Here is a 22,885-nt window from a genome sequence, read left to right as displayed (position 1 = left end):
CCGTCACAGCGAGCGACTCCCCCGTATCGCGACCCGACAGGGAATCGCAGCAGCGCCCAACACAACCCGCCACCCCCGAACCGGTGACCAGGACACCGCCGAAGACGGCGGAAACCGCCCCGACCACCGCCAGCGAAGACAGCAAAGCCGGCGCTCCGCCCAGCGACAGGGTTGCGGATGCCACGCCCGCAGATGTCACACGCATCAGCCAGTCTCCCAGCGAACAGGACCCCTACCTGGTCCAGCTCGCCGTTCACCTGGCCCATGAGTTGGAACGACTTAAAATTCCGGCGATCGGCCAGCTGAGTAACAAAACACGAATGGAGATCGAGTTATACCTGATGAAAAACGGAACCCTGACCCGGGCAAGAGTGACGAAATCGACGGGAATAAAACGGATTGACGAGGCCGCCTATCGTGCGGCCCTGGCAGCAAGCCCCTACCCGGAGCCACCACCAGACAATGAAAGCCAGGACCGCTTCGAGGTCGAACTGGTGTTCTCCCCCAAGCGGCTCTGACTCAGACGGGCAGGACTCAGGCTTCGGCCTGTTTCGCAGCGTCTTTTACCACTTTGGCAAGCTCACCGCTTTCGGACATTTCCAGCACAATGTCACAGCCACCTACCAGCTCGCCATTGATATACAGCTGCGGATAGGTGGGCCAGCTGGAGTAGACCTTCAGCCCTTCGCGCAATTCCTGGTTGTCCAGGATATTCACGAACGCAAATCGCTCACCGCAGGCCATCAGCGCCTGAACGGTCTTGGCGGAAAACCCGCATTGTGGCGCCTGCGGAGTCCCCTTCATGTACAGAATGATGGGATTTTCTTCGAGCTGGCTCTTGATGGTTTCGTTGATGTCCATGAACATTCACCTCTGATTGAAAACGGATTTGCCAATCGGCAACCGGATGCCATCATTGTACACGCCTCCCCGGCGGCCGACCAAACCGGCGCACCACGGACGACATTGTCTTAACCTCCCCGACGGGCTAGACTTCTTCCCCTTTTCTGACACAAAATTTCCATCAAACATCGATCGGGAACCCCGCAAGTCGCGGTTTCACAAAGGTAAGGCCTATTTCATGGCGGCAAGACATTTTCTGACACTGAACGACCTGACCACCGGCGAACTCGAAGATCTGCTGGATCACGCCACCAAACTCAGGAATGAGTGGCGGCAGGGCAAGGTACGGGACACGCTCAAAAACCGTGTACTCGCCATGATTTTTGAAAAGTCTTCCACACGGACCCGTGTCTCGTTTGAGGCGGGCATGACACAGCTCGGTGGTTCCGCCATGTTCCTGTCTCCCCGGGACACCCAGCTCGGCCGGGGCGAACCGATCGAAGATTCGGCCATCGTGATCTCCAGCATGGTGGACGCCGTCATGATCCGGACCTTTGCCCACAAGACCGTGGAATCGTTCGCGGCGGCCTCCCGGGTCCCGGTTATCAATGCCCTGACAGACGACTTCCACCCCTGCCAGCTCCTGGCAGACATGCAGACCTACCGGGAGCACCGCGGCAGTATCCGTGGCGGCACGGTAGCCTGGATCGGTGATGGCAACAACATGTGCCACTCCTACATCAATGCCGCCTCACAGTTCGATTTCCATCTGAACGTCGCCTGCCCGGAAGGTTACGAACCGGATGCCAGGATTCTTGACGCACACAAGGACAGGGTTACTGTGGTACGGGATCCAGCCGACGCGGCCCGGGATGCCGATCTGCTGGTGACAGATGTCTGGGCTTCCATGGGCCAGGAAGATGAACAAAAAGCCCGGGAACACGCCTTCCGTAGCTACCAGATCAACCCGGAGCTGATGAACCTTGCCTCGAGGGATGCCCTTTTCATGCACTGCCTGCCAGCCCACCGGGGCGAAGAAATCTCTGTCGACATGATGGAGCACCCGGGATCGGTGGTCTGGGACGAAGCGGAAAACCGCCTGCATGCCCAGAAAGCCCTGCTGGAATTCCTGATTCTCAACAGACTGGATTGAGCAATGGCACGGCACGAGATGCCCGCTGAAGACTGGCTCCTGGAAGTCACTAACCTCGCCTGCGGCTATGGTGGAGAGTCTGTTGTTTCGGACATCAGCTTCGCCCTGAGCCGAGGTGATATCGGCTGTCTCCTCGGCCCCAGCGGTTGCGGTAAAAGCACGATACTTCGGGCGCTCGCCGGGTTCCTGCCGATCAACAGCGGTGAAATAAGGCTGCAGTCCCGATCCATCAGTCTGCCCGGGCGCACGCTGGCGCCGGAGAAACGCCGGATCGGAATGGTCTTTCAGGACTACGCGCTTTTTCCCCACATGACCATTGCCGAAAATGTCGGCTTCGGCCTGACGAGCCTGGAAAAAGCCGAGCGCCGGAAGAAGGTCGAGGAGCTGCTGGATGTGGTCCACCTCCAGGATCTGGCAAACAACTATCCTCACGAACTCTCTGGCGGCCAGCAACAGCGGGTCGCCCTGGCCCGGGCTCTGGCACCGGAACCAACGCTGATTCTGTTGGACGAACCGTTTTCAAACCTTGATGCCGATCTGCGTCGACGCCTGAGCCTGGATGTCCGCGACATACTGAAAAAACTTGGCATCAGCGCCATCCTGGTCACTCACGACCAGCAGGAAGCCTTCGCCATGTGCGACCAGGTCGCCGTATTGAAAGCGGGCGCTCTCCAGCAGTGGGATGTTCCCTACAACCTCTACCACGAGCCGGCCAATCGCTTCGTCGCCCGCTTCGTGGGTCAGGGAGGCTTTATTCCGGGCAAGGCTCTGGGACCCGATGCCATTGAATCCGAGCTGGGGCTGATCCAGGGCAACCGGGCTTACAAGTGGCAGCCCGGAACCCTCGTGGACGTTCTTATCCGACCGGACGACATCGTCTACGATCCCTCGTCCGATCTCCGGCCAAAGGTCATCGAGAAAACCTTCGCGGGCACATCAACGCTCTATCGGTTTCGCTGTTCCGAGGACACCGAGTTCGAAGCCCTGTTTCGCAGCCACCTGGACTTCCATCTGGGCGAGCATGTGCCGGTGCGCGTCGAGGCAGACCATCTGATCGCCTTCGAGCGCACCGCCTGACTATCCTTAATGGTGATTGCAAACCCGCTCTACAGCGTCCAGCCAACCCGCATAGAGTGACTCTCTCATGGCGGGCTTCATATCGGGACGAAACTGGCGCTCGCATCCCCAGAGCTGACTGATCTGCTCGAGGCTTGACCAGATCCCCACCTGCAGACCAGCAAGATAGGCCGCCCCGAGGGCGGTTGTTTCCGTAATCGTCGGTCGATCGACATCGACATTGAGGATGTCGGCCAGGAACTGCATGACCCAGTCATTGACCGCCATACCGCCATCCACCCGCAGAGATGCCAGGCTGGCACCATCGTTCTGGATTGCACGTACCAGATCTTTGGTCTGATAGCAGACCGACTGGAGCCCAGCCGTAACAATTTCGGCAATGCCGGTATCACGGGTGAGGCCCATGATGGCGCCACGGGCATGGGGATCCCAATGCGGTGCGCCCAGACCGGTGAACGCGGGAACCAGATACACGGGATTGTCGACGCCCACGGTTTGGGCCAGTTCAAGGGACTCTCCCGCGTGACTGATCAGCCCAAGGCCATCCCTGAGCCATTGCATGGCCGCGCCGGCAACGAAAATGCTGCCCTCCATGGCGTAGGTGGGAACACCGTTGAGGCGATAGGCCATGGTAGTGAGAAGACGGTTTTCCGATCGCAGCGCCTTTTGCCCGGTATTGAGGATCAGGAAACACCCGGTACCGTAGGTACTCTTGGCCATTCCCGGTTCGAAACACGCCTGCCCCACCAACGCCGCGTGCTGGTCCCCGGCAATGCCCGCCACCGGGACTTGCGCCCCGAGCCATTCGGTATCGGTGTGACCATAGTCCGCAGCACTGTCCATAACCTCGGGCAGCAGAGCACGGGGTACGCGGAACAACGCCAGGAGATCCTCGTCCCAGGACTGCGTATGGATATTGAACAGGGCCGTCCGGGAGGCATTGGTTGCATCTGTGGCATGGGAACGGCCTCCCGTCAGATTCCACAACAACCAGCTGTCCACGGTGCCGAACGCCAGCTCGCCGCGTTCAGCGCGATCGCGGGCGCCCTCCGTGTGATCCAGAATCCAGGCTATTTTCGTGGCCGAGAAGTAAGGGTCGATCAGGAGCCCCGTACGCTCGACCACCATATCCTCGTAGCCGTCGGACTTGAGCTTGGAGCAAACCGCCGCGGTACGCCGATCCTGCCAGACAATGGCGTGGTGTAGGGGTTCGCCTGTCGCACGATCCCAGATCACTGTGGTTTCACGCTGATTGGTGATACCGATCCCGGCGATATCGCTGCCTTCAATTGCTGCCTTTTTCAGCGCCGACCGACAAACCCCCAGCGTGGTCTCCCAGATTTCTCTGGCGTCGTGCTCAACCCAGCCATCTTTCGGGAAATACTGGTGAAATTCCTGCTGGTCTGAACCGACACTGGTCCCGGTTTCGTCAAAAACGATGGCTCGGGAGCTGGTCGTTCCCTGATCAATGGCAAGCAAATAACGGGTCATCAACGGCCTCCTGTTGTTGTCAGGCCAGTGTACCAGCAGATCGGGAGGCGGGAGAGTTGCAAAGGGCGGAAACGGGAAACAGGGCAAAAAAAAGGGCCGGAAATTCCGGCCCTCAAATGACGAATGAAACAAGGAAAGTTCGTAAGAACTACAACCTCAAAAGTCATCCCTTACGCTTTGCATTATGGCCATGACGGGGCCGCGCTTCAGTAGCCGTTGTGTAGCCCCTTTGTTACATCAGGTTAGGAGCTGAGGCGCAGTTCACAAATTCGAGTCCTGAGGCTTCTTCCGGGGCCAGACCAGACTGAATCTGGCGCCTCCGAGGGTGTCGCTGCGTGAGACGAATGCCTGACCACCATGCCAGTACAGGATCCGGCGGACGATAGATAGCCCCAGACCATAGCCGCCCGAAGTCCGGGTCCGGCTATCATCCAGGCGGGCGAAGGCGGTAAAGACCTTTTCCCAGTCTTCTTCAGGAATACCCGGGCCATCATCTTCAACGTCAACCCGGCAATTATCCTCGTCGATCCGGCAACGCACCCGCACCTGGCTGCCGGCATAACGACCGGCGTTACCCACGAGGTTCTGGATTGCACGGTGAATGTACCGGGGCTCGATATCAGACAGGGCCCAACGCTCCGAGGTCTCGTCGATGTCGCTGGAGATCGTCAGGTTGGGACGCAATACCTGCTGTTCAGACACCACCTGCCGGATGATGTCGGTGACCGAGGTTTCGGTCAGAGAGAAAACCGGGCCACCCTGCTCCAATCTGGCGTACGTGAGGATCTCATCAATCAGTTCATCCAGTTCCTGGATGTCTCCATCGATGCCATCCAACTGCTTTTTCAGCATCTGCTGGTCTTCACAGTCCTCAATCATCTGCACACCGAAACGGATCCGGGCTACCGGTGTCCGAAGCTCGTGTGACACAGCGTGAATCATTTCCCTTTGCACCTGCACCAGGCGCTGTATGTGCTCGGCCATGCCATTGAAAGCGGCTGCAAGACGACCGACAAGGGTGCTTTTACCGGCGTCGACCCGCGCGCCCATCTCACCCCGGGCGATGCGCACCGCAACCGACTCCACCTGGCGAAGACTGTTGTCGGTTTCCCTGACAGCGAGAAACAGTGCCACGGCGAGCACTCCCCCCACCAACACCACCAGCAGCGTCACCACAGGCCAACCCCAGGGAGAAAACGGGGCAGGGAAACCAAGCTTTACAAGCGTGCCGTCGGACAACCGGATAAGTGCATTTTCAAATTCATGGCTGTCACTGCGGAAGGTAACCAGCCCCTGATCGGCAACCGCCTGCAGGACGTCAGAACCCGGCAATTGATGCGATTCAATCAACGGGGTGATCGACACGCCCAGACGGCCGGCGAGTTCAGACACTACCCGATCCTGATCCCCCAGCGATGCGGTATCGAGGTGCCAGCGAACAATCAGTGAAGTCGCCCTGACAACCGCGCGGTAGGGATCCTGAAACCGAACCTGCAGGATCTGGCCAGTGTGCGTCTGACTCATCAGGCGGTACCCCACCGCCGACTCAACAGCCACGACCTGGCCATAGTCCAGGCGCTCCTGCTCAACCGGCGAAAGGTCAAGTTCCGCCGGAGACAGCGTCCTGAGCCCATACATCGGAGTCAACCAGTGATACTGTTCCTCGGGGGCCGGTGCGGCAGCCAACCACCGCATCAGCGGCTCCGGAAAACGCTCCAGCCAGAACTGGTGGCGTACCGAATTCAGACCATTGAATACAAGGAGGCACAACAGAAGGACCAGTGCCGAGGCACCGGCAAGTCGGCCATACAATTTCAGGAGAAATCTGGGGGGCATCTCGGGACCCTGCCTGGCCGATCCGGCGCATCCTGCATCCAGGAATCACCGGACCGGCAAAGGGAACGTCAGGCTTCTTTTACGAACAGATAGCCTTTACTGCGGACGGTCTTGATCCGCCGCGGATGAATCGGATCGTCGCCGATCTTCGGCCGGATCCGGGAAACCCGGACATCGATGGAGCGATCCTGGCCGTCATATTCGATGCCACGAAGCGCCGTAAAGATCTCTTCCCGGCTGAGTACGCGACCGGCATTACTGGCAAGCAGCCACAGCAGATCGAACTCGGCGCTGGTCAGATCGATGCTCTGGTCATTCAGCCAGGCCTCCCGCATGGACCGGTCTACCACCAGATCATTGAACTGGAGTCGCACCGGCTCTTCGCCCGACGTGTCATCCCCGCCCGCGCCCGCGGCATCGGTGATACGGCGCAACATGGCCCGGATGCGCGCCAGCAGAACGCGCGGTTTGACCGGCTTGCTGATGTAATCGTCAGCGCCCATCTCGAGCCCCAGCACCTGATCCAGGTCGTCCGTCCGGGCTGTCAGCATGATAATCGGCCCATTGTAGGCGGGACGAACGCGCCGACAGATCGACAGGCCGTCTTCCCCGGGCAGCATCAGGTCGAGCACGACCAGGTCAGGCTGTTCCTCCCGGATCCGGTCCACGGCAACAGAACCGTTACCCTCAACGGTTACCGTCAGACCATTGCTCTCCAGATACTCGCGGGTCAGTTCCGCGAGCCGCTCATCATCTTCAACGATCAGAATTCGCCAACTTTCGTTCGTCTGTTCCACGCCATCCATCTCTGGTTTTGTTATTCCGGTTTCAGGGTCATTGCCACTGACAATACAGGCAACCTCTTGTAACAGCAATTATACATGCCATTCAGAAATATACATGGAAGCGCTCCAGTGTTACAGCCTGTGACAATTCCCTCCGCTGGCCCGAACTGACACCCGCTGTCATTCAGCGGTCATTTCCCGTTCACCTCAATGTCACAGCCACTTCATAGGCTTGTCGGGAAATGGACACAAAGAGAAAGAGCCATGACCGCAATGACCGCCCGAGCGCGACAGCTGACCACTGGCATTACCCGGGACCCGGACGTAATTGAAGAGGCCCAGAGATTACGCTACGACGTGTTCTCCGCCGAGTACGGCAGTGACCTCGGCGCCACCACACCCGGACTGGATGCCGATACCTTCGATAACCTCTGCGACCACCTGACCGTCAGGGATGCCGAAAGCGGAAACCTGGTTGCCACCACCCGCATTCTGCATCAGCGGGAAGTCGATGGCGTAGAACACTTTTACTCCGCTGGCGAGTTCGACCTTTCCGCCCTTGCCCAGCTGCCCGGAACACTCGCGGAACTTGGACGGACCTGTGTGCACCCCGATTATCGCAACGGGGCGACCATCAGCCTGCTGTGGTCGACACTTGCGTCCTACCTCCAGGAACACCGGATCGATTACATCATTGGCTGTGCCAGCATCAGCATGGCGGACGGCGGACACCGGGCCTGGCGAATCGCCAATCAGCTCCAGCAGACCTATCTGGCCGAGGAAGCGTTCAGGGTGTCTCCGCTGAAGGCACTGCCCCATCTTACCCACAGCGTTTCGGCGGAGCGCCCGGCCGCCATCCCGCCCCTGATTCGTACCTACATGCGTCTGGGCGCCCGGGTCTGCGGTGCACCCTGCTGGGACCCGGAGTTCCGGTGCGCGGATCTTCTGGTGCTTCTGGAAGTGGACAAGCTGGCAGCCCGGTACAGCCGGCATTACCTCGGCAAGGCATCCTGAGCGGGAGACAGACACCATGGCCGGCTGGCTGCGATTGTGCGTGCGACTGACGGGATTCCTGCTGTTTCTGGCAGGAACCACACTACTCGCCCTCGCATTGAGGGCCATGGATTACCTGACCGGCTCAACGATCGATCGGACGCCCTGGGCCGGACGCTGTTTCAGTGTGGGGTGTCGGTGTCTGGGTCTGAGGATCCGTCACCACGGCGCAGAGCCTGCGCAGAACGTTCTGATCGTCAGTAATCACATCAGCTGGTGTGACATTCCTATTCTCGGCGCCTTCGCTCCTGCACGCTTCCTGTCGAAAGCGGAGGTCGGACAATGGCCCCTGATCGGCTGGCTTGCCCGACAGGCCGGCACACTGTTCATACAGCGGGGCAGCGGTCAGGCCAGAAGAGTCAGGACAGGCATCGAAGAGGCTCTGAAGCGTGGTGAATCGGTGACGATATTCCCCGAAGGAACGACCAGCGCCGGCATCACCGTGCTGCCATTCCATGGCCTGCTGTTGAAGGCGGCGACCGCCGCCGATGTTCCGGTACAGCCGGTCACCATCGCCTACCGTCGAAATGGCAGACCCGACCATGTCGCACCGTTCATTGGTGACGACGAGTTCCATCATCACCTGACAGCTCTGCTGAAGCAGCCTTCAGCCGACGTGGACGTGTTGTTTCATCAACCAATGGAGCTCCCGGAGACGGCCACCGCGCAAGAGGCGGCAGCGGAGCTCCGGTCGACGGTCCATAACGGTCTGGAGCGGATTTATCGGGGAGAGATGGACCAGGCGCCAGCATCGGGCGATTTCAGAAGAGAGGACGTCCCTGAGCGATCTCATCCTCCGTCGCCTCCCGGCGCCCCACAATCTCAAGGTCAAAGTACAGCGTGAAGCCAGCCAGGGGATGATTGGCGTCAACCCGCACAAGGTTTCCGTCAATGCCGACCACCTGGACGATCTGCGCTTCATCACCGGTATTGGTCTGGAATTTCATGCCGACCTGAAGATTCTCGACGCCTTCGAACAGTGACCTCGGCACCTTCCGGACCAGATCTTCCCGGTGCTCGCCATACGCCATCGCCGGAGGAATTGTCACCTCCAGGCAGTCCCCGACATTGCGATCCTTCACCGCTTCCTGAATGCCCTTGATGATTTCCGGGCTGCCGTAGACGAAGTGCAGGGGCTCGCTCCCCTCGGAAGTATCGACGAGCTCTCCGGCCTTGTTCTTGAGCACATAATGAACGGTAAAGACGTCGGGCTTGTTGTCAGACTCTTGCATCAGGTTTCTGAATGTCCTGTGGTCGGAGGAGTTTCAAGCTGACGCAAACCGTGGATGACCAGCTTCCGGTCGAGTTTATCCCGGAAGCCACGAGCGTCCTGCAACCCCATACGCTTCAGGTAGGGTTCGTAACGCCCCTCATCGTCACCGGCGCGCGCCGCTTGCCAAAGAGTCGAGAGTTTACCACGACGCGTAGCCGTTGCAGCCTTCAGGCCTTTAAGGGCTTTCCCTAACGTCAGCTCTTCGTCGGTAAAGTCCCGCCCAAACGGGAACGGAGGGAACAGATCGGGGTTTCCTGTCACCAACACCGCCTTACGAATCGCCTGGGGCGTGTTGTTTTTCCAGGACGCCGGTAAACGGAACTTGCTATCCACCTTGCCCGCCTTCTGTGCCTGACGAAGCAGGGACTCCTGGAAACGGGAATCGGCAATGCGGATGAGCCGGAGATAGACCTGCTCATCGGATTGGCCCCGCAAATCTGCGATCCCGTATTCGGTGATGACAATATCCCGCAGATGACGCGGAATCGTGCAGTGGGCATAGTTGAACACGATATTGGACAGCGCCTTACCCTTCGAGTGACGGACCGCCCTCATCGTCAGGATCGACCGTGCACCCGGCAACTCATGGGCCATGGCAACGAAATTGTACTGCCCCCCCACGCCACTGACCACGCGGCCGTCGTCCAGACCGTCGGATACCGCGGCACCACTCAGGGTATACATCATTGCCGAATTGACAAAACGGCCGTGCTGGCGCTGCGCCACCTTGAGTTTCTGATCGCCGAACCGGTGATCGTAGAGGTGGTTGATAAAGTTGACGCTGGTCATGCAAATCCGGTCATGGCGCTCGGGCGACATATCCCTCAGGGACTGGTAGAACTGCTCGGGCCCTACGTAGAAGCCACCGTGCATGGCAATCCCGCCTTTCAGATGGTCGCCGAGAATCAACGTTTCAATCGCTTCCCGAGCCTCGGGCTGATCAAGATCCCCGTCCAGCGACTGCTCGCCCAGTGCCAGGCGCCCGCCTTTGAACGCCACCTCCGACCGGAAGAATCCGTAGGTGACCAGCCATTGGACGTCGCGGGCCCGCAATGGCGAGTCGATGATGCCAGCCTCCCGGAGCGTATCCAGGTCAGACAGCGACGGCGTCGGCCCGATTTTCTCCCGGTTGATCAGATCCTGCAGTCCCGCGTGATCGTAGACTTCCCGGGAGAGGATTCCCGCCTCCATGAGATACAGGAAACCGTCGACCATCATCTCGCTACAGCCGTAAAGCCCCGCGTCGAACGGATCCGTGCCGCCGACCTCATCAACCACCGGAAAGTGTTCTGCAACCCGCAGATGGTCGAAAACAGCTCGCCAATCCTCGTTCGAACGGTGTCGCAGGATCGTGCTGTGAACGAGTGCCGCGCCCAACGAGCCGATTCCTACCTGAAGCGTACCGCCGTCGCGCAACAGGCAACTGGCATAGAATCCGATCAGGTGATCTTCAGGGCTTACCGACATTTGCGGGGCCGAGAACAAGGGGTAATCGGTGTTTGGCTGGTCCAGCACCACATCAAACCGGTTTTCGTCGATCGCTGCATGGTGCCCCATGAACGGAAGCGGACGGTTAAGCTCGGCGACCATGGCAACCGGGGTGCCGGCCGCTTCCCGCTCCCGCATCAACAGCAACAGATCCAGTGTCAGGTCGGGATTACAGCTCAGGCTGATCTTGCCCGGAGCACCCACCGCTTCACCGGGAGACACCATCTGCGCCAGCACATTGACCCCCAGCGCCATCAAATCCCGCACGGCATGAGTGTAGTTGGTCGAGACGTAATGCCGTTGCTGGGAGCGGTTATTGAGATAGGAGCCCGCTTTGAAGAAAAATTCGGAAACCGTCACATTCGGCGGCAGTCGATTGGCGGACACGTCACGGGCATAGGCCAGTTCCGGGATGTCGCCATACAGCCGCTCGGCAAAAGGCTTCATGAACCGCTGTTCAAGGGACGATGCTCCTCTGGGAGCCAGAAGAGACAGCGCCGTCATGATGTGCAGGCGAATCTCCGGGTCCTGCCGGGCCCGCTCATAGAGCGCATTGACGAAACGAACCGGCTTGCCAAGCCCCAGGGGCAAACCAAGGGTAATGTCCTTACCCACCCTTCGGATAACTTCATCAACGCAGGCTTCAGCGTCGTTCAAACGCAGACTGTTTCCCGACATCACCAAGCTCCTTTCAGCATGTCCGTCCCGACCGGGATGATTATCGAAGTCCGATGATCACACGGCGAGATAGTTCAAACAATGCGCCAGGTCAGGATGACGGAAACGGGGAGAGCAGGAGGATATTTGTTGGAGAGAACGAAGCGGTCAGAAATTCCACTTCAGATTGAGACACGCCCCATTGTTCAGCAGAGCAATGCTGTGATCGGCCTGGGCCGGTTCCGAGACGTAATGCTTCCGGTCTTCCCGGGAGCGGGTCAGCGTAAGGCTGAGCAACCTTGATCCGATTTCCGCAGCGGCCTCGGAACTGTCCTGCCCGAGTTCTCCCCGGACCCTTTGCTGGACCTGGTAGATTTCCTGCGCCGTATTCATCGCGATCGAACTCTCACCCATGGGTCGTTCCGCCGCGTCGGCACGGACCACAAAAGCCAGGAAATTGAGTGCGAGCAGAACAATAAAGAGTCGAATAATCATGGCGCTTACCGGGACTTTGACGTCTCAAAATGAATAACTAACCGTCTAATGCCAAAGTCTAATGAATGGTGCAGGAAAAGATGTGAATTTGCACACACTGGCGTCCGTTTGTTGTCATTTTTTGACCACTTTTATGTCAAAAAAATAATCCGGACGGTTTCAGATTGTAACCGGAAGCGGCGGAGCTGACGGCTCAGCTCCGCCAATTTTTATCGATTATCAGATGCTTAGGGGCATGGATAAGTGAAATCCCGGTGAATGGCCTCAATACCCTCCATCACCGACTCGTCCAGCGTGATATCCGCAGAGGCAATGTTTTCTTTCAGCTGCTCCATGGTGGTGGCTCCGATGATATTGCTGGTCACGAAGCTGCGGCTGTTAACGTACGCCAGGGCCATCTGGCTCGGCGACAGTCCATGCTGGCGCGCCAGTTCAACATAGGCCCGGGTAGCCTCCATTCCACGGGCACCGGTATACCGGCTGAAACGCTCATACAGGGTCATCCGGCCCTTTTCCGGCCATTTGTCGCCCAGGTATTTGCCGGACAGCATGCCGAATGCCAACGGCGAATAGGCCAGCAATCCTGTCTGTTCACGATGGGCAAACTCCGCCAGCCCCACTTCGAAGGAGCGGTTCAGGAGGTTGTAGGGGTTCTGGATACTGACCGGTCGGGGCCAGCCCCGGCTTTGTGCAAGGTGCAGATACTGCGAGGTCCCCCACGGGGTTTCGTTGGACAGCCCGATGTGCCGGACCTTGCCCTCACGGACCAACTCATCCAGTGCAGACAGCGTTTCCTCAACGGGCGTGGCATCCTCATCGGCGCTGTGCACATAACCGAGTTTGCCAAAGAAGTTGGTGTTCCTGTCCGGCCAATGAACCTGGTACAGGTCGATATAGTCTGTCTGCAAACGCTTGAGGCTGTCTTCGCAGGCCTGGCGGATATGATCGCGCGTCAGTCTCGGCCCACCCCGGAGATAGCCCAGACCATTGCCCGGCCCGGCCACCTTGGAGGCAATCACCAGGTCGTCACGCTTACCGCGGCGGGCCAGCCAGTTGCCAAGGTATGTCTCCGTCCGGCCCTGCGTCTCCGCCCTGGGGGGTACGGGATACATCTCCGCCGCATCAATGAAATTGATGCCCTGGTCCATTGCGTAATCCAGTTGTTCGAAAGCTTCCTGCTCTGAATTCTGCTCGCCCCAGGTCATGGTGCCCAGGCAGATGAGGGTGACATCAATGTCTGTCTTTCCAAGCTTTCGCGTTTGCATAGTGTCTCCGCTTCAGTGTGTGAACGGGTAAGAGGAATGTCACAGCAGTGTCGCATAACTGTCACAGCGACTTTCCATAGTGGAGTCAGGTGTGAGCAATGACAGGAATCACCGTGATCGAAACCATCCAGGCCAACCGGCGCCGCCAACACATTACCATTGTTTCCGAGACCTTTCCGCCGGAAATCAACGGGGTGGCCAATACCCTCCGGCATCTTTGCCAGGGTTTGATGCAGCGCGGCCACCGGGTGACAGTGATTCGCCCCCGCCAACGCCATGAACGCAAAGGCAGCGTTCTGGCGGCGGGCGATGGCCTGTTCAGTGACGAACATGTCGTCACCGGCCTCCCCCTGCCGGGCTATGCCGACCTCCGGTTTGGCCTGGCCAGCAGCCGGTCACTCCGCCGCCTCTGGCAGCAAAGTCCCCCCGATGCCATATACATTGCCACCCAGGGACCTCTCGGCCTGGCCGCCGCCAGAGCAGCAAGGCGTCTTGCCATTCCGGTAACCTCGGGGTTCCACACCAACTTCCACCAGTACAGCCGTTACTACGGCGTTGGAGGCCTGGAGAACCTGCTTCGAAGTTATGGACGCTGGTTCCACAACCAGACCGACCGCACTCTGGTGCCGACACGGAAAGTGCAAAACCTGACGCAGACCATGGGAATAACGGATACCGCGCTCTGGAGCCGGGGCGTCGACTGCCACCGATTTTCTCCCCACAAGCGGGACCCGGCATTGAGAAGCCAGTGGGGACTGGCCGCGAGTGATCGCGCCATCCTTTACGTCGGCAGGCTGGCCCCCGAAAAAAATCTGCGAATGGCCGTTGCCTGCTTTGAACGGATTCGCGCCCTGCATCCCCAGTCCCGGTTCATCCTGGCGGGCGATGGCCCGCTTCGGCGAGAGCTGGCCGAGCGACATCCGGATTATGTGTTCTGCGGCGTCCTCCGTGGCGAGGAGCTTGCCCGCCATTATGCCTCCGGGGATCTTTTTCTGTTTCCCAGCAAGACGGACACGTTCGGCAACGTGGTGCTGGAAGCCATGGCCAGCGGACTGCCGGTGGTGGCGTTCAACGATGGTGCCGCTGCCGAACACATACGGACCGAGGAAAACGGCATGAAGGCCCCGCTCGACGACGACGAAGCCTTCGTTGACGCAGCGCTCAGGCTGGCAGACCAACCCACGCTGCTGGCCCGCCTGAGTGCCCAGGCTCGGCTTGATGCACTCGAACTGACCTGGCCGTCACAAATCGAGCAGTTCGAACAACTGGTTCTGAATACCGACATAAAGGTGCGATACCATGGCCTCAACAAGCAAAGCCTCACGATTCTTTGAACGGGCCGACCAGCGGGAATACCTCTTCTGCCAGGCCATCAACCGCTCAGTGCAGTTCCGCCCCGTACTCGCCTATTTCCGTACCGTCAGTCGCCTGGGAGACGGCTGGTTCTGGTACGCGCTGATCCTGTCGCTGCCCCTGCTCCACGCCGAAGGCGGACCTCGCCTGGCCCTTGCCATGGCACTCACCGGTCTGGCCTGCACGCTCACCTACAAGGGCCTGAAGCGCTGGCTGATCCGGGAGCGACCGTTTATTTCCTTTCCGGCGATCAGTTGCGCGACGCCCCCCCTGGATCGCTACAGTTTCCCATCCGGCCACACACTTCACGCCGCATGCTTCCAGACGATGCTGTGCCTGACCACTCCGGACCTGGCCCTGGCGGTACTGCCGTTCACGATCAGCGTTGCACTATCCCGGGTGGTGCTTGGGCTTCACTACCCGAGCGATGTTCTGGCCGGCGCCGTCCTCGGCAGCCTGATGGGTTACCTGTCGCTTTGCGGCTTTCCCGTTACCGTAGCGCTCTGATCACTCGAACAGTCGCAACTGGGTCACGGGTGATTCGTCGTTGCGGAACCGGACCCCGACGCCCAGAAGCCTTACTGGCCGCTCAACATCGGTAACCAGCTCATCCAGCAGGGGCTGGTAATCCGAAACCGTCGGCTCGGCAATCTGATCGCGTACCCGCTCGAGGGTGTGGGTGGAAAAGTCGCTGTAGCGGATCTTGATGAAGAGCTTGTGAATGGGTTTGCGGCCGGTTTTCCGGCTGAGCCGGACTTTCAGGTCCTCCACCAGCGCGGGCATGACCGTCTGACAAGCGGTTTTATCCGGAAGGTCCTGGGAAAAGGTCCGCTCCACACTGACCGATTTGGCAATACGCGACACGACCACCGGCCGGTCGTCACGGCCGTGTGCCATTTCATGCAAGCGGTACCCCTGCTTGCCGAAACGCTCCACGAGTCTGTCGGCACCCAGCCCCTGCATATCGCCACAGGTGGTCACCCCCAGATTATGCAGTTTCGAGGCAGTCACCCGACCAACTCCAAACAGTTTTTCAACCGGTAGCGCACGCACAAACTCCGGCACCTGCTCCGGCGTGATGACAAACAAACCGTCCGGTTTCTCCCAGTCACTGGCGATCTTGGCGAGGAACTTGTTGGGCGCGACGCCCGCCGAGACCGTAATCCCCACTTCCCGCTGGATGCGTTCCCGGAGACGTTTCGCCATGAGCGTACCGCTGCCACGGCAATCGGTAACGTCGGTCACATCCAGGAAGGCTTCATCCAGGGAGAGGGGCTCCACCAGATCGGTCAGTTCCCGGAGGATGTCCATCACCTGGCGGGATACCGCGCGATATTTCGACATATCTGGCGGCACGGTCACCAATCCCGGACACAGGCGCCGGGCCTCACTGCCGGGCATCGCCGAACGAACACCGAAGGCGCGGGCCCGGTAATTACAGGTGGTGACCACGCCCCGACCGCCGGCACCGCCAACAGCCAGAGGCACGTCGCGAAGTGTCGGATCGTCCCGCATTTCCACCGCTGCATAGAAGCAGTCGCAATCCACATGGATGATCTTGCGCTGGGACATGTCAGCTGCTCACGTCGAAAATCTGTACATATATACAGCCTTGTATCTTACGCTAACATGCCGAGAATGTCAGGAATTCCAACATCATCGTCAGGATCATTGCGAGCCCTCATGAGTAACCCGATTCCCGAATCCGAACGCACTGAAATCGAGGCGGCGGCCTTCCGCCGTCTGGTCGACCACCTGCGCGGCCGTACCGACGTCCAGAACATCGATCTGATGAACCTGGCCGGCTTCTGTCGCAACTGCCTGTCCAAGTGGTATCGGGCAGAAGCCCAGGAGCGTGGCTTTGACCTGTCAGACCCGCAAGCCCGGGAAGAAATCTACGGCATGCCCTACGAAGACTGGAAAGAACGCTACCAGGCCGGCCCCAAAAAGGAACACCACGGATGACTGTCAATGACGCGGTTCGGATCCACCTCGCCGCACTCAGTGCCGGCCGGAGTACCTTCGAGGATACCCTCGAACTGATAGAGCGCTATTTCGACTACCGGCCGACCGGGTTTCGTAACGGCCCGCTGACCAATGCCCCCGGGGAGAATGCGGGGTCATGCCGGACCTTTGCGATGGCCCGTTTCTGCAATCTCAACGAAGCGGACACGTTACGACTCTTTGGCCAGCACTACGATCAGGTACTGAGCGATCCGGCGGGCGAGAGCCATGGCAACATCCGTCAGTTTATCAGCACCGGCTGGTCAGGCATCCAGTTTGAGGCAGAACCCCTGACACTCCGCCCCCTGTCAGACATCCCCGAAGAAGAGAACCGTACATGACAGACACCGCCAGCACCGGGCTAGCCCACAGCTTCCAGCTCAAGAGCGCAAATGTGTCCCTGACGGCGCTCGAACTCTACTACTTCGACCAGGACGACTTCGAAAACGCCCTGCGCGAAAAGATCAATCAGGCCCCTGGCTTCTTCAGGGACATCCCTCTGATCATCAGCCTGGAAAAATACGAAGGTATCGACAGCGAACTGGATTTTTTCAAGATCATCGGTACCTGTCGTCGTCATCAGATTCATGTGATCGGGGTTCGTGGCGGTAATGACGACCAGAGGCGACTGGCGCGGGGCGCCGCCCTCGCCCTGCTCCCCGGCTCGGGGCAGCGAGAGAAGCCGGCAGAACCCGAAGCCGAACAGTCTCAGGAGGAATCACCACAAACCCCGGAGGCGGCCACATCAGACGGTCCCGCTCCTGCAAAAATCATCAGCCAGCCTGTCCGCTCGGGCCAACAGATCCACGCGCCGGAGGGTGATATCGTGGTGCTGGGCCCCGTCCAGGCCGGCGCCGAAATACTGGCGGCGGGCAACATTCATGTCTATGGCCCGCTCCGCGGCAGAGCCCTCGCCGGGATTCATGGCAACGAGGCGGCGAGAATTTTCTGCCAGTCCCTCGAAGCAGAGCTTGTGTCCGTCGCGGGACACTATAAAATCTCCGAAGATCTTCAGGACAACGGCTGGAAGAGCGCTGTGCAGATCCAGCTCAGGGACGACCTTCTGGTGGTGACGCCACTGAACAAGGCCTGATATTCACAACAAAGACAAAGATCCGGAAGACACGACGAATCCATTGCGAAACAGGAATTGAACCTTGGCTAGAATCATTGTCGTAACCTCAGGAAAAGGCGGCGTTGGCAAGACGACTACCAGCGCCTCAATCAGTACCGGCCTTGCCAAGCGTGGTCACAAAACCGTCGTGATCGATTTTGACGTGGGCCTGCGCAACCTCGACCTCATCATGAACTGTGAGCGTCGGGTGGTGTATGACTTCGTCAATGTGATTCAGGGCGAGGCGACGCTCAACCAGGCGCTCATCCGGGACAAGCGGGTCGAGAGCCTCTACATTCTGCCGGCCTCCCAGACCCGTGAGAAAGAAGCCCTCACCAAGGAAGGGGTCGAAAAGGTCATCAACGAGCTGTCGGACACCTTCGACTACATTGTGTGCGACTCCCCCGCCGGTATCGAACACGGTGCCCTGATGGCCCTGTACTATGCTGACGAAGCCATCGTGGTGACCAACCCCGAAGTCTCCTCGGTCCGGGACTCGGATCGAATTCTCGGCATTCTCCAGAGCAAATCCCGCCGCGCGGAAATGGGCCAGGATCCGGTTCGCGAACACCTGCTGCTCACCCGGTACAATCCAGATCGGGTAGAGAAGGGAGAAATGCTCTCGGTCGCCGATGTCGAGGAAATCCTTGCCATCCCCCTGCTCGGCGTCATCCCTGAAAGCCAGGTGGTTCTCAATTCCTCCAACCAGGGCATGCCCGTCATCCTCGAGGAACAGAGCGACGCGGGACAGGCCTATGACGATGCCGTGGGCCGCCTGCTGGGCGAAGAGCGCGAACATCGATTCATGACCGCACAGAAGAAAGGTTTCTTCTCGCGGATGTTCAAGGGGGGCTAAGGCATGAGTTTTCTTGACTATTTCCGGAGCAAGAAAAACACCAGCGCCAATGTCGCCAAGGAACGCCTGCAGATCATTGTGGCGCACGAACGTGGTCAGCGGGAACAGCCGGACTATCTGCCGCAGCTTCAGCAGGAACTGCTTGCAGTCATCCGCAAGTACGTCCAGATTTCCGACGACATGGTTCAGGTCGAAGTGGACAGGAACGACAGCTGCTCGGTTCTGGAACTGAACGTAACCCTACCCGAAAAATAGCCGGGTGCAGCCTTACCATCGCGCGAAGTGATCTTCCATCAATCCCCGTAGCCCGTCTACGGGGATTGATCGGCCCTCCGAATCCACCACCGTACCCTCGAAAGTTCCCGCGAACTGGCGAAAATTCGACGCCAGGACACCGACATTGAGTTTTTCCTTGCGCACTCCGGCCGGTACAAACCGGAGATCCACCCGCCCGTCTTCCGTCACAACCCGCCATTCAGTGTCCGGCCGATAACGATCGAAGACGAACCGCGTGGGCCCTACCCGCGAGCAGACACCATCGAACCAGAGCGCGTTTTCCGTCAATCCGGTCTCGTTCACGCCGGCTGCCAGATTCAGACCCACCGATCGGCCATCCGGCAACACACCGGAGATACTCGCCCAGTTCCAGGCGGTCTCCCGCCGCATAAAGCCACAGCTCCAGTCGATGGCCGCCCGGCTGGTTTCGTCGCAGCGCCAGACCTGGTCCCCCCAGCGGATTTCTCCGTCCACGGGAAGGCCGGCGGACTTTCGTGTGAACACCCACCCATTGTAACCAGCCTGCGACACCAGCCGTAACGGATCAAGGTCGTCCCGAAACTCCAGGTCGATACGGATGCCATCCGGTGCGTTCACGGAAACATTGCGCCCCCCGGCCGCAGGCTGGATCGCCAGTTCCGTCCCCCCTTTCCGGAAAAACGCATTTCCATGTTCGGGCCGGGGTTCCAGCGACACATTCCTTGCCAGCGGTTGAAGCAGAGACCGCTCCAGCATGACACCGGACTCGAAGTCGTACAGGTAAAAAAAGCCGTTACCCACGAGTTTCAGATCCACCAGCGCCATGCCGAAAATCCACCCCGGAGCCATGACACTGACAAACTGGAACTGGTTGAAACGCCAGTGGCGGGCAAACCGTGAACGGCGGCGATCCATCACGGTGCGAAGATCATAATCAAGGTAATTGATGTGATCGACTGGCGCTTTCAGTATGCCGGGGGCCACCTGCCCCCGTTCATTGATCAGTCTGGAAGTCATGATAGTCCGTCAGAAAAGGCCAATGGAGATGACCGGGCTTTCAAGGGGCTACCTGGTTCACAATCCCCGCGTTCACGGCTTGGTCCAGGGCAGCGACATGCTAGACTCGGCGGCATCATAGTCAAGGAAGTGTAATCGATGATGCGCTCAACAGCCCGCGGATGGACAGGCCAGATATTCAGGCACGTGATGCTGGTCACCCTGACACTCCTCTCCGCATCTTCCGCGGCCCTCGCTCAGTCGCCATTGCCCGATGAAAACCAGGCCGACTGGCAACTGCAGACCGAGACGGACAACATCCGGATCTACACCACCAAACAGCCGGGATCGACGTTCGAAGCCTTCAAGGCCGTTGCCGTCCTGGATGCCCCCATCGAAAACCTGATGGCGGTCATGATCAACCCTCGTTCATGCGTGGAATGGGTTTACAACTGCAGCGAGTCCTATGGTTTCGGCGAGGGTGATTTTCACGACCGGTTTGCCTATTCCGTCAACGACATGCCCTGGCCCGTCACGGACCGGGATTACGTGCTCCGTATCCGAACCCGGGGTGACCACGACAGTGGCGAAATCGTCATGGATCTGAACGCCACACCCGACCAGCGCGCGGAAAGCAGCGGGCGGGTTCGCGTCGATCAGTCGGACACCCTTTACCGGTTTATTCCCGAGGGCGGGAAAACCCGGATGATCTGGATCCAGCACACCAATCCGAATGGCGCCCTGCCGGGCTGGCTCGTCAATTCCCTGCTGGTGGATATTCCCGTGCGCTCCATGGAAGCGCTGGAAGAGGTCGCTCAAAAACCACGTTACCAGGGTTTCCGGCTTGTCTGGGACAAACAGGGACATCTGGCTGGTGTGGAGAAATCCGTTCCGCAAGGGGGTGACGGCTCCGACAACTCGCGCTAAGCTTTGGGTAAATTCACGCACAGAGGTCAGCCCAGCCTGATGACCGTTCTCGCTCACGAGATCATGACCCCCAGCGTCAAGGCCGTCCCCCAGAACTGGACCATGGAGCGTCTCGCACGTTTCCTGACAGACAACGAAATCACCGGCAGCCCGGTCACGGATGATCAGGGGGAAATTGTCGGCATCGCCACCCTCAAGGACATCACCGAATTCCGCTGGAATGCCTCGCGTTCCAAGCCCGATGACCAGTTGACCACTGAAGAGGCCGCCGAAGCCCGCCGGCTTCGCATGGCGATCTTCGAGGAAATGGGGAAGGTCCCCGTGGAGGTTCGTGACATCATGACCCCCATCGTGCTGTCGGTTGACGAACAAACGCCGGTACGGGACATCGCCGATATCATGATGCGCGAACACCTCCACCGCATCTTCGTGACCAAAGACGCCCGAATTACCGGCATCATCACAACCTATGACATGCTCAAACTGATTTCCAACAGGGAACTCACGCAACGCTGCGCCGAGAACGACTGAGCCACCAGAGAGGTAGCGCCCCCTATGCCCAGAGCACCGCAAGCTCGCAAGAAGATGTACGTCCTCGACACCAACGTCCTGATCCACGATCCCAACGCCCTCCTCAACTTTGAAGAACACGATGTCATCATCCCGATGACGGTCCTGGAAGAACTCGATAGCCTCAAGTCCGGCAAGCAGTCTGTAGCCGCCGATTGCCGTCAGGCCATCCGCAATATCGACCGGGTTCTCGGCGATGCCACCCCCAAGCAGATTGAAAAAGGCGTGCCCATCGTGCGGGGCAAGAAGGCAGATCCCCTGGGCCGACTGCAGATCCTGATGAGTACCGAGCTTCCCGATACCCATTCGCTACCGGAACACCTGAACGACAACAAGATCATCAATACGCTCGCAGCGCTTCAGAATCGCCACAAGTCCCGGGACATCATCCTGGTGAGCAAAGATATCAACATGCGCCTGAAGGCCCGGGGCTTCGGGGTGGAAGCGCAGGATTACCATAACGACCAGCTACTGGACGACATCGACCTTCTGCCGACGGGGTATCACGAATTCAGCAATTCTTTCTGGGACAATATCGAAAAGGTCGAGACCGTTCAGCGTGAAGGGGCAACAGAACATATCCTGCGCCGGGAGGGCGTGCTGGCGCGTGTGAACATCAACGAATTCGTCATTGACGAACTGGGGTTCGTCGGCAAGGTCGTCGACCTCGACGAGACCCGCATTGTGATCCGCGACCTGCACCAGCACGACCTGATGAACGAGGAAGTCTGGGGCCTCGTACCGCGGGACATCTACCAGGCCATCGCCCTGAACCTGCTGCTCGACCCGGACGTGCATCTGGTCAACCTGACCGGCTCCGCCGGCTCCGGCAAAACCATCCTCGCCCTCGCTGCCTGCATCGAGATGACCGTCGCCAGCAAGCTCTACAAGCGAATCATCGCCACCCGCTCAACCCAGGGACTGGACGAGGATATTGGCTTTCTGCCCGGCACCGAGGCGGAGAAAATGGAGCCCTGGCTGGGCGCCATTGTGGACAATCTCGAGGCACTGCATGAAGACGATGAAAACATGACCGCATCGGTCGATTACATCCTCAGCAAGGTCCCCCTCCACTTCAAATCGATGAACTACATCCGCGGGCGGAGCTTCCAGCACAGCCTGATCATCATTGACGAGTGCCAGAACCTGACGCCCCACCAGATCAAGACGATCATTACCCGGGCGGGCAATGGCTCGAAGGTGATCTGCCTGGGCAACCTGGCCCAGATTGACACGCCCTATCTCAGTGCCCTGAGCTCGGGCCTCACCTACATGACCGAACGTTTCAAGAGCTTCCGCCACGGGGCACACGTGCATTTGCAGGGCGTCCCCCGCTCTCCCCTTGCCGAGTTCGCCGAAGCCAACCTGTAGCTCCCGCCGACGAGTTGACCCTG

At 59.2% G+C, this 22,885-nt stretch carries 25 protein-coding genes; 15 read left to right on the top strand and 10 right to left on the bottom strand.

All coding sequences use genetic code 11. The features are described from left to right. Positions 1-83 precede the first annotated feature (83 nt). Positions 84-518 (top strand): TonB family protein, encoded by a 435-nt coding sequence (locus tag MLD04_RS14745; protein ID WP_248159987.1) that lies wholly within the window; start codon positions 84-86, stop codon positions 516-518. Positions 519-534: 16 nt separating this feature from the next. Here MLD04_RS14745 and grxD read toward each other — a convergent pair whose 3' ends face one another. Next, the gene (gene grxD, locus MLD04_RS14740) at positions 535-861 is read right to left on the bottom strand and encodes a Grx4 family monothiol glutaredoxin (protein WP_248159985.1); all 327 of its coding nucleotides are present in this window, start codon (positions 859-861) and stop codon (positions 535-537) included. 220 nt (positions 862-1,081) lie between these two features. On the opposite strand from grxD, the gene argF reads away from it, so the two are divergent. Further along, entirely contained in the window at positions 1,082-1,996 is a 915-nt protein-coding gene (gene argF / locus MLD04_RS14735; protein ID WP_248159983.1) for an ornithine carbamoyltransferase, read from the top strand. Positions 1,997-1,999: 3 nt separating this feature from the next. Continuing rightward, positions 2,000-3,073 (top strand): ABC transporter ATP-binding protein, encoded by a 1,074-nt coding sequence (locus MLD04_RS14730; RefSeq protein WP_248159981.1) that lies wholly within the window; start codon positions 2,000-2,002, stop codon positions 3,071-3,073. Positions 3,074-3,079: 6 nt separating this feature from the next. On the opposite strand, the gene glpK is transcribed toward MLD04_RS14730, so the two are convergent. From glpK to MLD04_RS14715, 3 genes are all read right to left on the bottom strand, one after another. After that, positions 3,080-4,564: a glycerol kinase GlpK gene (gene glpK / locus MLD04_RS14725; RefSeq protein WP_248159979.1), complete on the bottom strand. Its 1,485-nt coding sequence runs from the start codon at positions 4,562-4,564 to the stop codon at positions 3,080-3,082. A 261-nt stretch (positions 4,565-4,825) separates the two neighbouring features. After that, positions 4,826-6,400 carry an ATP-binding protein gene (locus MLD04_RS14720; protein ID WP_248159977.1) on the bottom strand — a complete coding sequence of 525 codons (1,575 nt, stop codon included), beginning with the start codon at positions 6,398-6,400 and terminating at the stop codon, positions 4,826-4,828. A gap of 68 nt (positions 6,401-6,468) precedes the next feature. Next, positions 6,469-7,206: a response regulator gene (locus MLD04_RS14715; RefSeq protein ID WP_248160350.1), complete on the bottom strand. Its 738-nt coding sequence runs from the start codon at positions 7,204-7,206 to the stop codon at positions 6,469-6,471. A gap of 243 nt (positions 7,207-7,449) precedes the next feature. On the opposite strand from MLD04_RS14715, the gene MLD04_RS14710 reads away from it, so the two are divergent. Together MLD04_RS14710 and MLD04_RS14705 are read left to right on the top strand one after the other, a co-directional pair. Next, a complete protein-coding gene (locus MLD04_RS14710) occupies positions 7,450-8,199 on the top strand; it encodes a GNAT family N-acetyltransferase (RefSeq protein WP_248159975.1) in 750 nt (249 codons plus the stop codon). 16 nt (positions 8,200-8,215) lie between these two features. Continuing rightward, positions 8,216-9,082: a lysophospholipid acyltransferase family protein gene (locus tag MLD04_RS14705; protein WP_248159973.1), complete on the top strand. Its 867-nt coding sequence runs from the start codon at positions 8,216-8,218 to the stop codon at positions 9,080-9,082. Here the strand turns inward: MLD04_RS14705 and MLD04_RS14700 are convergent. From MLD04_RS14700 to MLD04_RS14685, 4 genes are all read right to left on the bottom strand, one after another. Further along, a complete protein-coding gene (locus tag MLD04_RS14700; RefSeq protein ID WP_008937388.1) occupies positions 9,000-9,470 on the bottom strand; it encodes an FKBP-type peptidyl-prolyl cis-trans isomerase in 471 nt (156 codons plus the stop codon). The two genes, MLD04_RS14705 and MLD04_RS14700, sit on opposite strands and share 83 nt — an antisense overlap. Next, positions 9,470-11,677 (bottom strand): acetyl-CoA hydrolase/transferase C-terminal domain-containing protein, encoded by a 2,208-nt coding sequence (locus MLD04_RS14695; protein ID WP_248159972.1) that lies wholly within the window; start codon positions 11,675-11,677, stop codon positions 9,470-9,472. The genes MLD04_RS14700 and MLD04_RS14695 overlap by 1 nt, the downstream gene beginning before the upstream one ends. Before the next feature lie 147 nt (positions 11,678-11,824). Continuing rightward, a complete protein-coding gene (locus MLD04_RS14690; RefSeq protein WP_248159970.1) occupies positions 11,825-12,151 on the bottom strand; it encodes a hypothetical protein in 327 nt (108 codons plus the stop codon). Between the two features lie 227 nt (positions 12,152-12,378). After that, positions 12,379-13,416, bottom strand: a complete 1,038-nt coding sequence (locus tag MLD04_RS14685; RefSeq protein WP_248159968.1) for an NADP(H)-dependent aldo-keto reductase — start codon at positions 13,414-13,416, stop codon at positions 12,379-12,381. Between the two features lie 98 nt (positions 13,417-13,514). Between MLD04_RS14685 and MLD04_RS14680 the strand changes: the two genes are divergently transcribed. Both MLD04_RS14680 and MLD04_RS14675 read left to right on the top strand, forming a co-directional pair. Beyond that, on the top strand, positions 13,515-14,750 hold the full coding sequence (locus MLD04_RS14680) for a glycosyltransferase family 4 protein (protein ID WP_248159966.1): 1,236 nt from the start codon (positions 13,515-13,517) through the stop codon (positions 14,748-14,750). Next, on the top strand, positions 14,716-15,276 hold the full coding sequence (locus MLD04_RS14675) for a phosphatase PAP2 family protein (RefSeq protein WP_248159964.1): 561 nt from the start codon (positions 14,716-14,718) through the stop codon (positions 15,274-15,276). Before MLD04_RS14680 ends, MLD04_RS14675 begins: the two co-directional genes overlap by 35 nt. Here the strand turns inward: MLD04_RS14675 and dinB are convergent, their stop codons facing one another. Then, positions 15,277-16,341, bottom strand: a complete 1,065-nt coding sequence (dinB, locus tag MLD04_RS14670; protein ID WP_248159961.1) for a DNA polymerase IV — start codon at positions 16,339-16,341, stop codon at positions 15,277-15,279. Between the two features lie 111 nt (positions 16,342-16,452). On the opposite strand from dinB, the gene MLD04_RS14665 reads away from it, so the two are divergent. The 5 genes from MLD04_RS14665 to minE all read left to right on the top strand — a co-directional run bounded on the left by MLD04_RS14665 (position 16,453) and on the right by minE (position 18,998). After that, positions 16,453-16,734 carry a DUF1244 domain-containing protein gene (locus MLD04_RS14665; protein ID WP_248159954.1) on the top strand — a complete coding sequence of 94 codons (282 nt, stop codon included), beginning with the start codon at positions 16,453-16,455 and terminating at the stop codon, positions 16,732-16,734. Next, a complete protein-coding gene (locus tag MLD04_RS14660; protein ID WP_248159947.1) occupies positions 16,731-17,114 on the top strand; it encodes a HopJ type III effector protein in 384 nt (127 codons plus the stop codon). The genes MLD04_RS14665 and MLD04_RS14660 overlap by 4 nt, the downstream gene beginning before the upstream one ends. After that, positions 17,111-17,866, top strand: coding sequence for a septum site-determining protein MinC (minC, locus tag MLD04_RS14655; RefSeq protein WP_248159945.1), 756 nt, complete (start codon positions 17,111-17,113; stop codon positions 17,864-17,866). Before MLD04_RS14660 ends, minC begins: the two co-directional genes overlap by 4 nt. A gap of 64 nt (positions 17,867-17,930) precedes the next feature. Beyond that, positions 17,931-18,743, top strand: a complete 813-nt coding sequence (gene minD, locus MLD04_RS14650) for a septum site-determining protein MinD (protein WP_248159943.1) — start codon at positions 17,931-17,933, stop codon at positions 18,741-18,743. A 3-nt stretch (positions 18,744-18,746) separates the two neighbouring features. Further along, on the top strand, positions 18,747-18,998 hold the full coding sequence (gene minE, locus MLD04_RS14645; protein WP_008937377.1) for a cell division topological specificity factor MinE: 252 nt from the start codon (positions 18,747-18,749) through the stop codon (positions 18,996-18,998). A gap of 12 nt (positions 18,999-19,010) precedes the next feature. Here minE and MLD04_RS14640 read toward each other — a convergent pair whose 3' ends face one another. Then, positions 19,011-20,015 (bottom strand): DUF2804 domain-containing protein, encoded by a 1,005-nt coding sequence (locus tag MLD04_RS14640; protein ID WP_248159941.1) that lies wholly within the window; start codon positions 20,013-20,015, stop codon positions 19,011-19,013. 138 nt (positions 20,016-20,153) lie between these two features. Here MLD04_RS14640 and MLD04_RS14635 point away from each other — a divergent pair, with 138 nt between their 5' ends. The 3 genes from MLD04_RS14635 to MLD04_RS14625 are packed head-to-tail and all read left to right on the top strand — an operon-like array spanning position 20,154 to position 22,862. Continuing rightward, on the top strand, positions 20,154-20,921 hold the full coding sequence (locus MLD04_RS14635) for an START domain-containing protein (protein ID WP_248159939.1): 768 nt from the start codon (positions 20,154-20,156) through the stop codon (positions 20,919-20,921). Between the two features lie 39 nt (positions 20,922-20,960). After that, a complete protein-coding gene (locus MLD04_RS14630; protein ID WP_248159937.1) occupies positions 20,961-21,452 on the top strand; it encodes a CBS domain-containing protein in 492 nt (163 codons plus the stop codon). Between the two features lie 24 nt (positions 21,453-21,476). Then, the gene (locus tag MLD04_RS14625) at positions 21,477-22,862 is read left to right on the top strand and encodes a PhoH family protein (RefSeq protein ID WP_379883517.1); all 1,386 of its coding nucleotides are present in this window, start codon (positions 21,477-21,479) and stop codon (positions 22,860-22,862) included. Positions 22,863-22,885: the final 23 nt, after the last annotated feature.

The sequence above is a fragment of the Marinobacter koreensis genome (assembly GCF_023156285.1).
GTDB lineage: Bacteria > Pseudomonadota > Gammaproteobacteria > Pseudomonadales > Oleiphilaceae > Marinobacter > Marinobacter koreensis.
This window is presented reverse-complemented; position numbering and strand designations above follow the sequence as displayed.

Excerpts from the sequence above, each read along its gene's own strand:
- argF (WP_248159983.1), top strand. The coding sequence starts at position 1,082 with ATGGCGGCAAGACATTTTCTGACACTGAACGACCTGACCACCGGCGAA.
- minC (WP_248159945.1), top strand. The coding sequence starts at position 17,111 with ATGACAGACACCGCCAGCACCGGGCTAGCCCACAGCTTCCAGCTCAAG.
- MLD04_RS14660 (WP_248159947.1), top strand. The coding sequence starts at position 16,731 with ATGACTGTCAATGACGCGGTTCGGATCCACCTCGCCGCACTCAGTGCC.
- MLD04_RS14715 (WP_248160350.1), bottom strand. The coding sequence starts at position 7,206 with ATGGATGGCGTGGAACAGACGAACGAAAGTTGGCGAATTCTGATCGTT.
- glpK (WP_248159979.1), bottom strand. The coding sequence starts at position 4,564 with ATGACCCGTTATTTGCTTGCCATTGATCAGGGAACGACCAGCTCCCGA.
- MLD04_RS14665 (WP_248159954.1), top strand. The coding sequence starts at position 16,453 with ATGAGTAACCCGATTCCCGAATCCGAACGCACTGAAATCGAGGCGGCG.
- MLD04_RS14680 (WP_248159966.1), top strand. The coding sequence starts at position 13,515 with ATGACAGGAATCACCGTGATCGAAACCATCCAGGCCAACCGGCGCCGC.
- MLD04_RS14695 (WP_248159972.1), bottom strand. The coding sequence starts at position 11,677 with ATGTCGGGAAACAGTCTGCGTTTGAACGACGCTGAAGCCTGCGTTGAT.
- MLD04_RS14675 (WP_248159964.1), top strand. The coding sequence starts at position 14,716 with ATGGCCTCAACAAGCAAAGCCTCACGATTCTTTGAACGGGCCGACCAG.
- MLD04_RS14690 (WP_248159970.1), bottom strand. The coding sequence starts at position 12,151 with ATGATTATTCGACTCTTTATTGTTCTGCTCGCACTCAATTTCCTGGCT.
- MLD04_RS14635 (WP_248159939.1), top strand. The coding sequence starts at position 20,154 with ATGATGCGCTCAACAGCCCGCGGATGGACAGGCCAGATATTCAGGCAC.
- MLD04_RS14720 (WP_248159977.1), bottom strand. The coding sequence starts at position 6,400 with ATGCCCCCCAGATTTCTCCTGAAATTGTATGGCCGACTTGCCGGTGCC.
- MLD04_RS14730 (WP_248159981.1), top strand. The coding sequence starts at position 2,000 with ATGGCACGGCACGAGATGCCCGCTGAAGACTGGCTCCTGGAAGTCACT.
- dinB (WP_248159961.1), bottom strand. The coding sequence starts at position 16,341 with ATGTCCCAGCGCAAGATCATCCATGTGGATTGCGACTGCTTCTATGCA.
- grxD (WP_248159985.1), bottom strand. The coding sequence starts at position 861 with ATGGACATCAACGAAACCATCAAGAGCCAGCTCGAAGAAAATCCCATC.
- MLD04_RS14700 (WP_008937388.1), bottom strand. The coding sequence starts at position 9,470 with ATGCAAGAGTCTGACAACAAGCCCGACGTCTTTACCGTTCATTATGTG.
- minE (WP_008937377.1), top strand. The coding sequence starts at position 18,747 with ATGAGTTTTCTTGACTATTTCCGGAGCAAGAAAAACACCAGCGCCAAT.
- MLD04_RS14685 (WP_248159968.1), bottom strand. The coding sequence starts at position 13,416 with ATGCAAACGCGAAAGCTTGGAAAGACAGACATTGATGTCACCCTCATC.
- MLD04_RS14705 (WP_248159973.1), top strand. The coding sequence starts at position 8,216 with ATGGCCGGCTGGCTGCGATTGTGCGTGCGACTGACGGGATTCCTGCTG.
- MLD04_RS14640 (WP_248159941.1), bottom strand. The coding sequence starts at position 20,015 with ATGACTTCCAGACTGATCAATGAACGGGGGCAGGTGGCCCCCGGCATA.
- MLD04_RS14625 (WP_379883517.1), top strand. The coding sequence starts at position 21,477 with ATGCCCAGAGCACCGCAAGCTCGCAAGAAGATGTACGTCCTCGACACC.
- MLD04_RS14630 (WP_248159937.1), top strand. The coding sequence starts at position 20,961 with ATGACCGTTCTCGCTCACGAGATCATGACCCCCAGCGTCAAGGCCGTC.
- MLD04_RS14710 (WP_248159975.1), top strand. The coding sequence starts at position 7,450 with ATGACCGCAATGACCGCCCGAGCGCGACAGCTGACCACTGGCATTACC.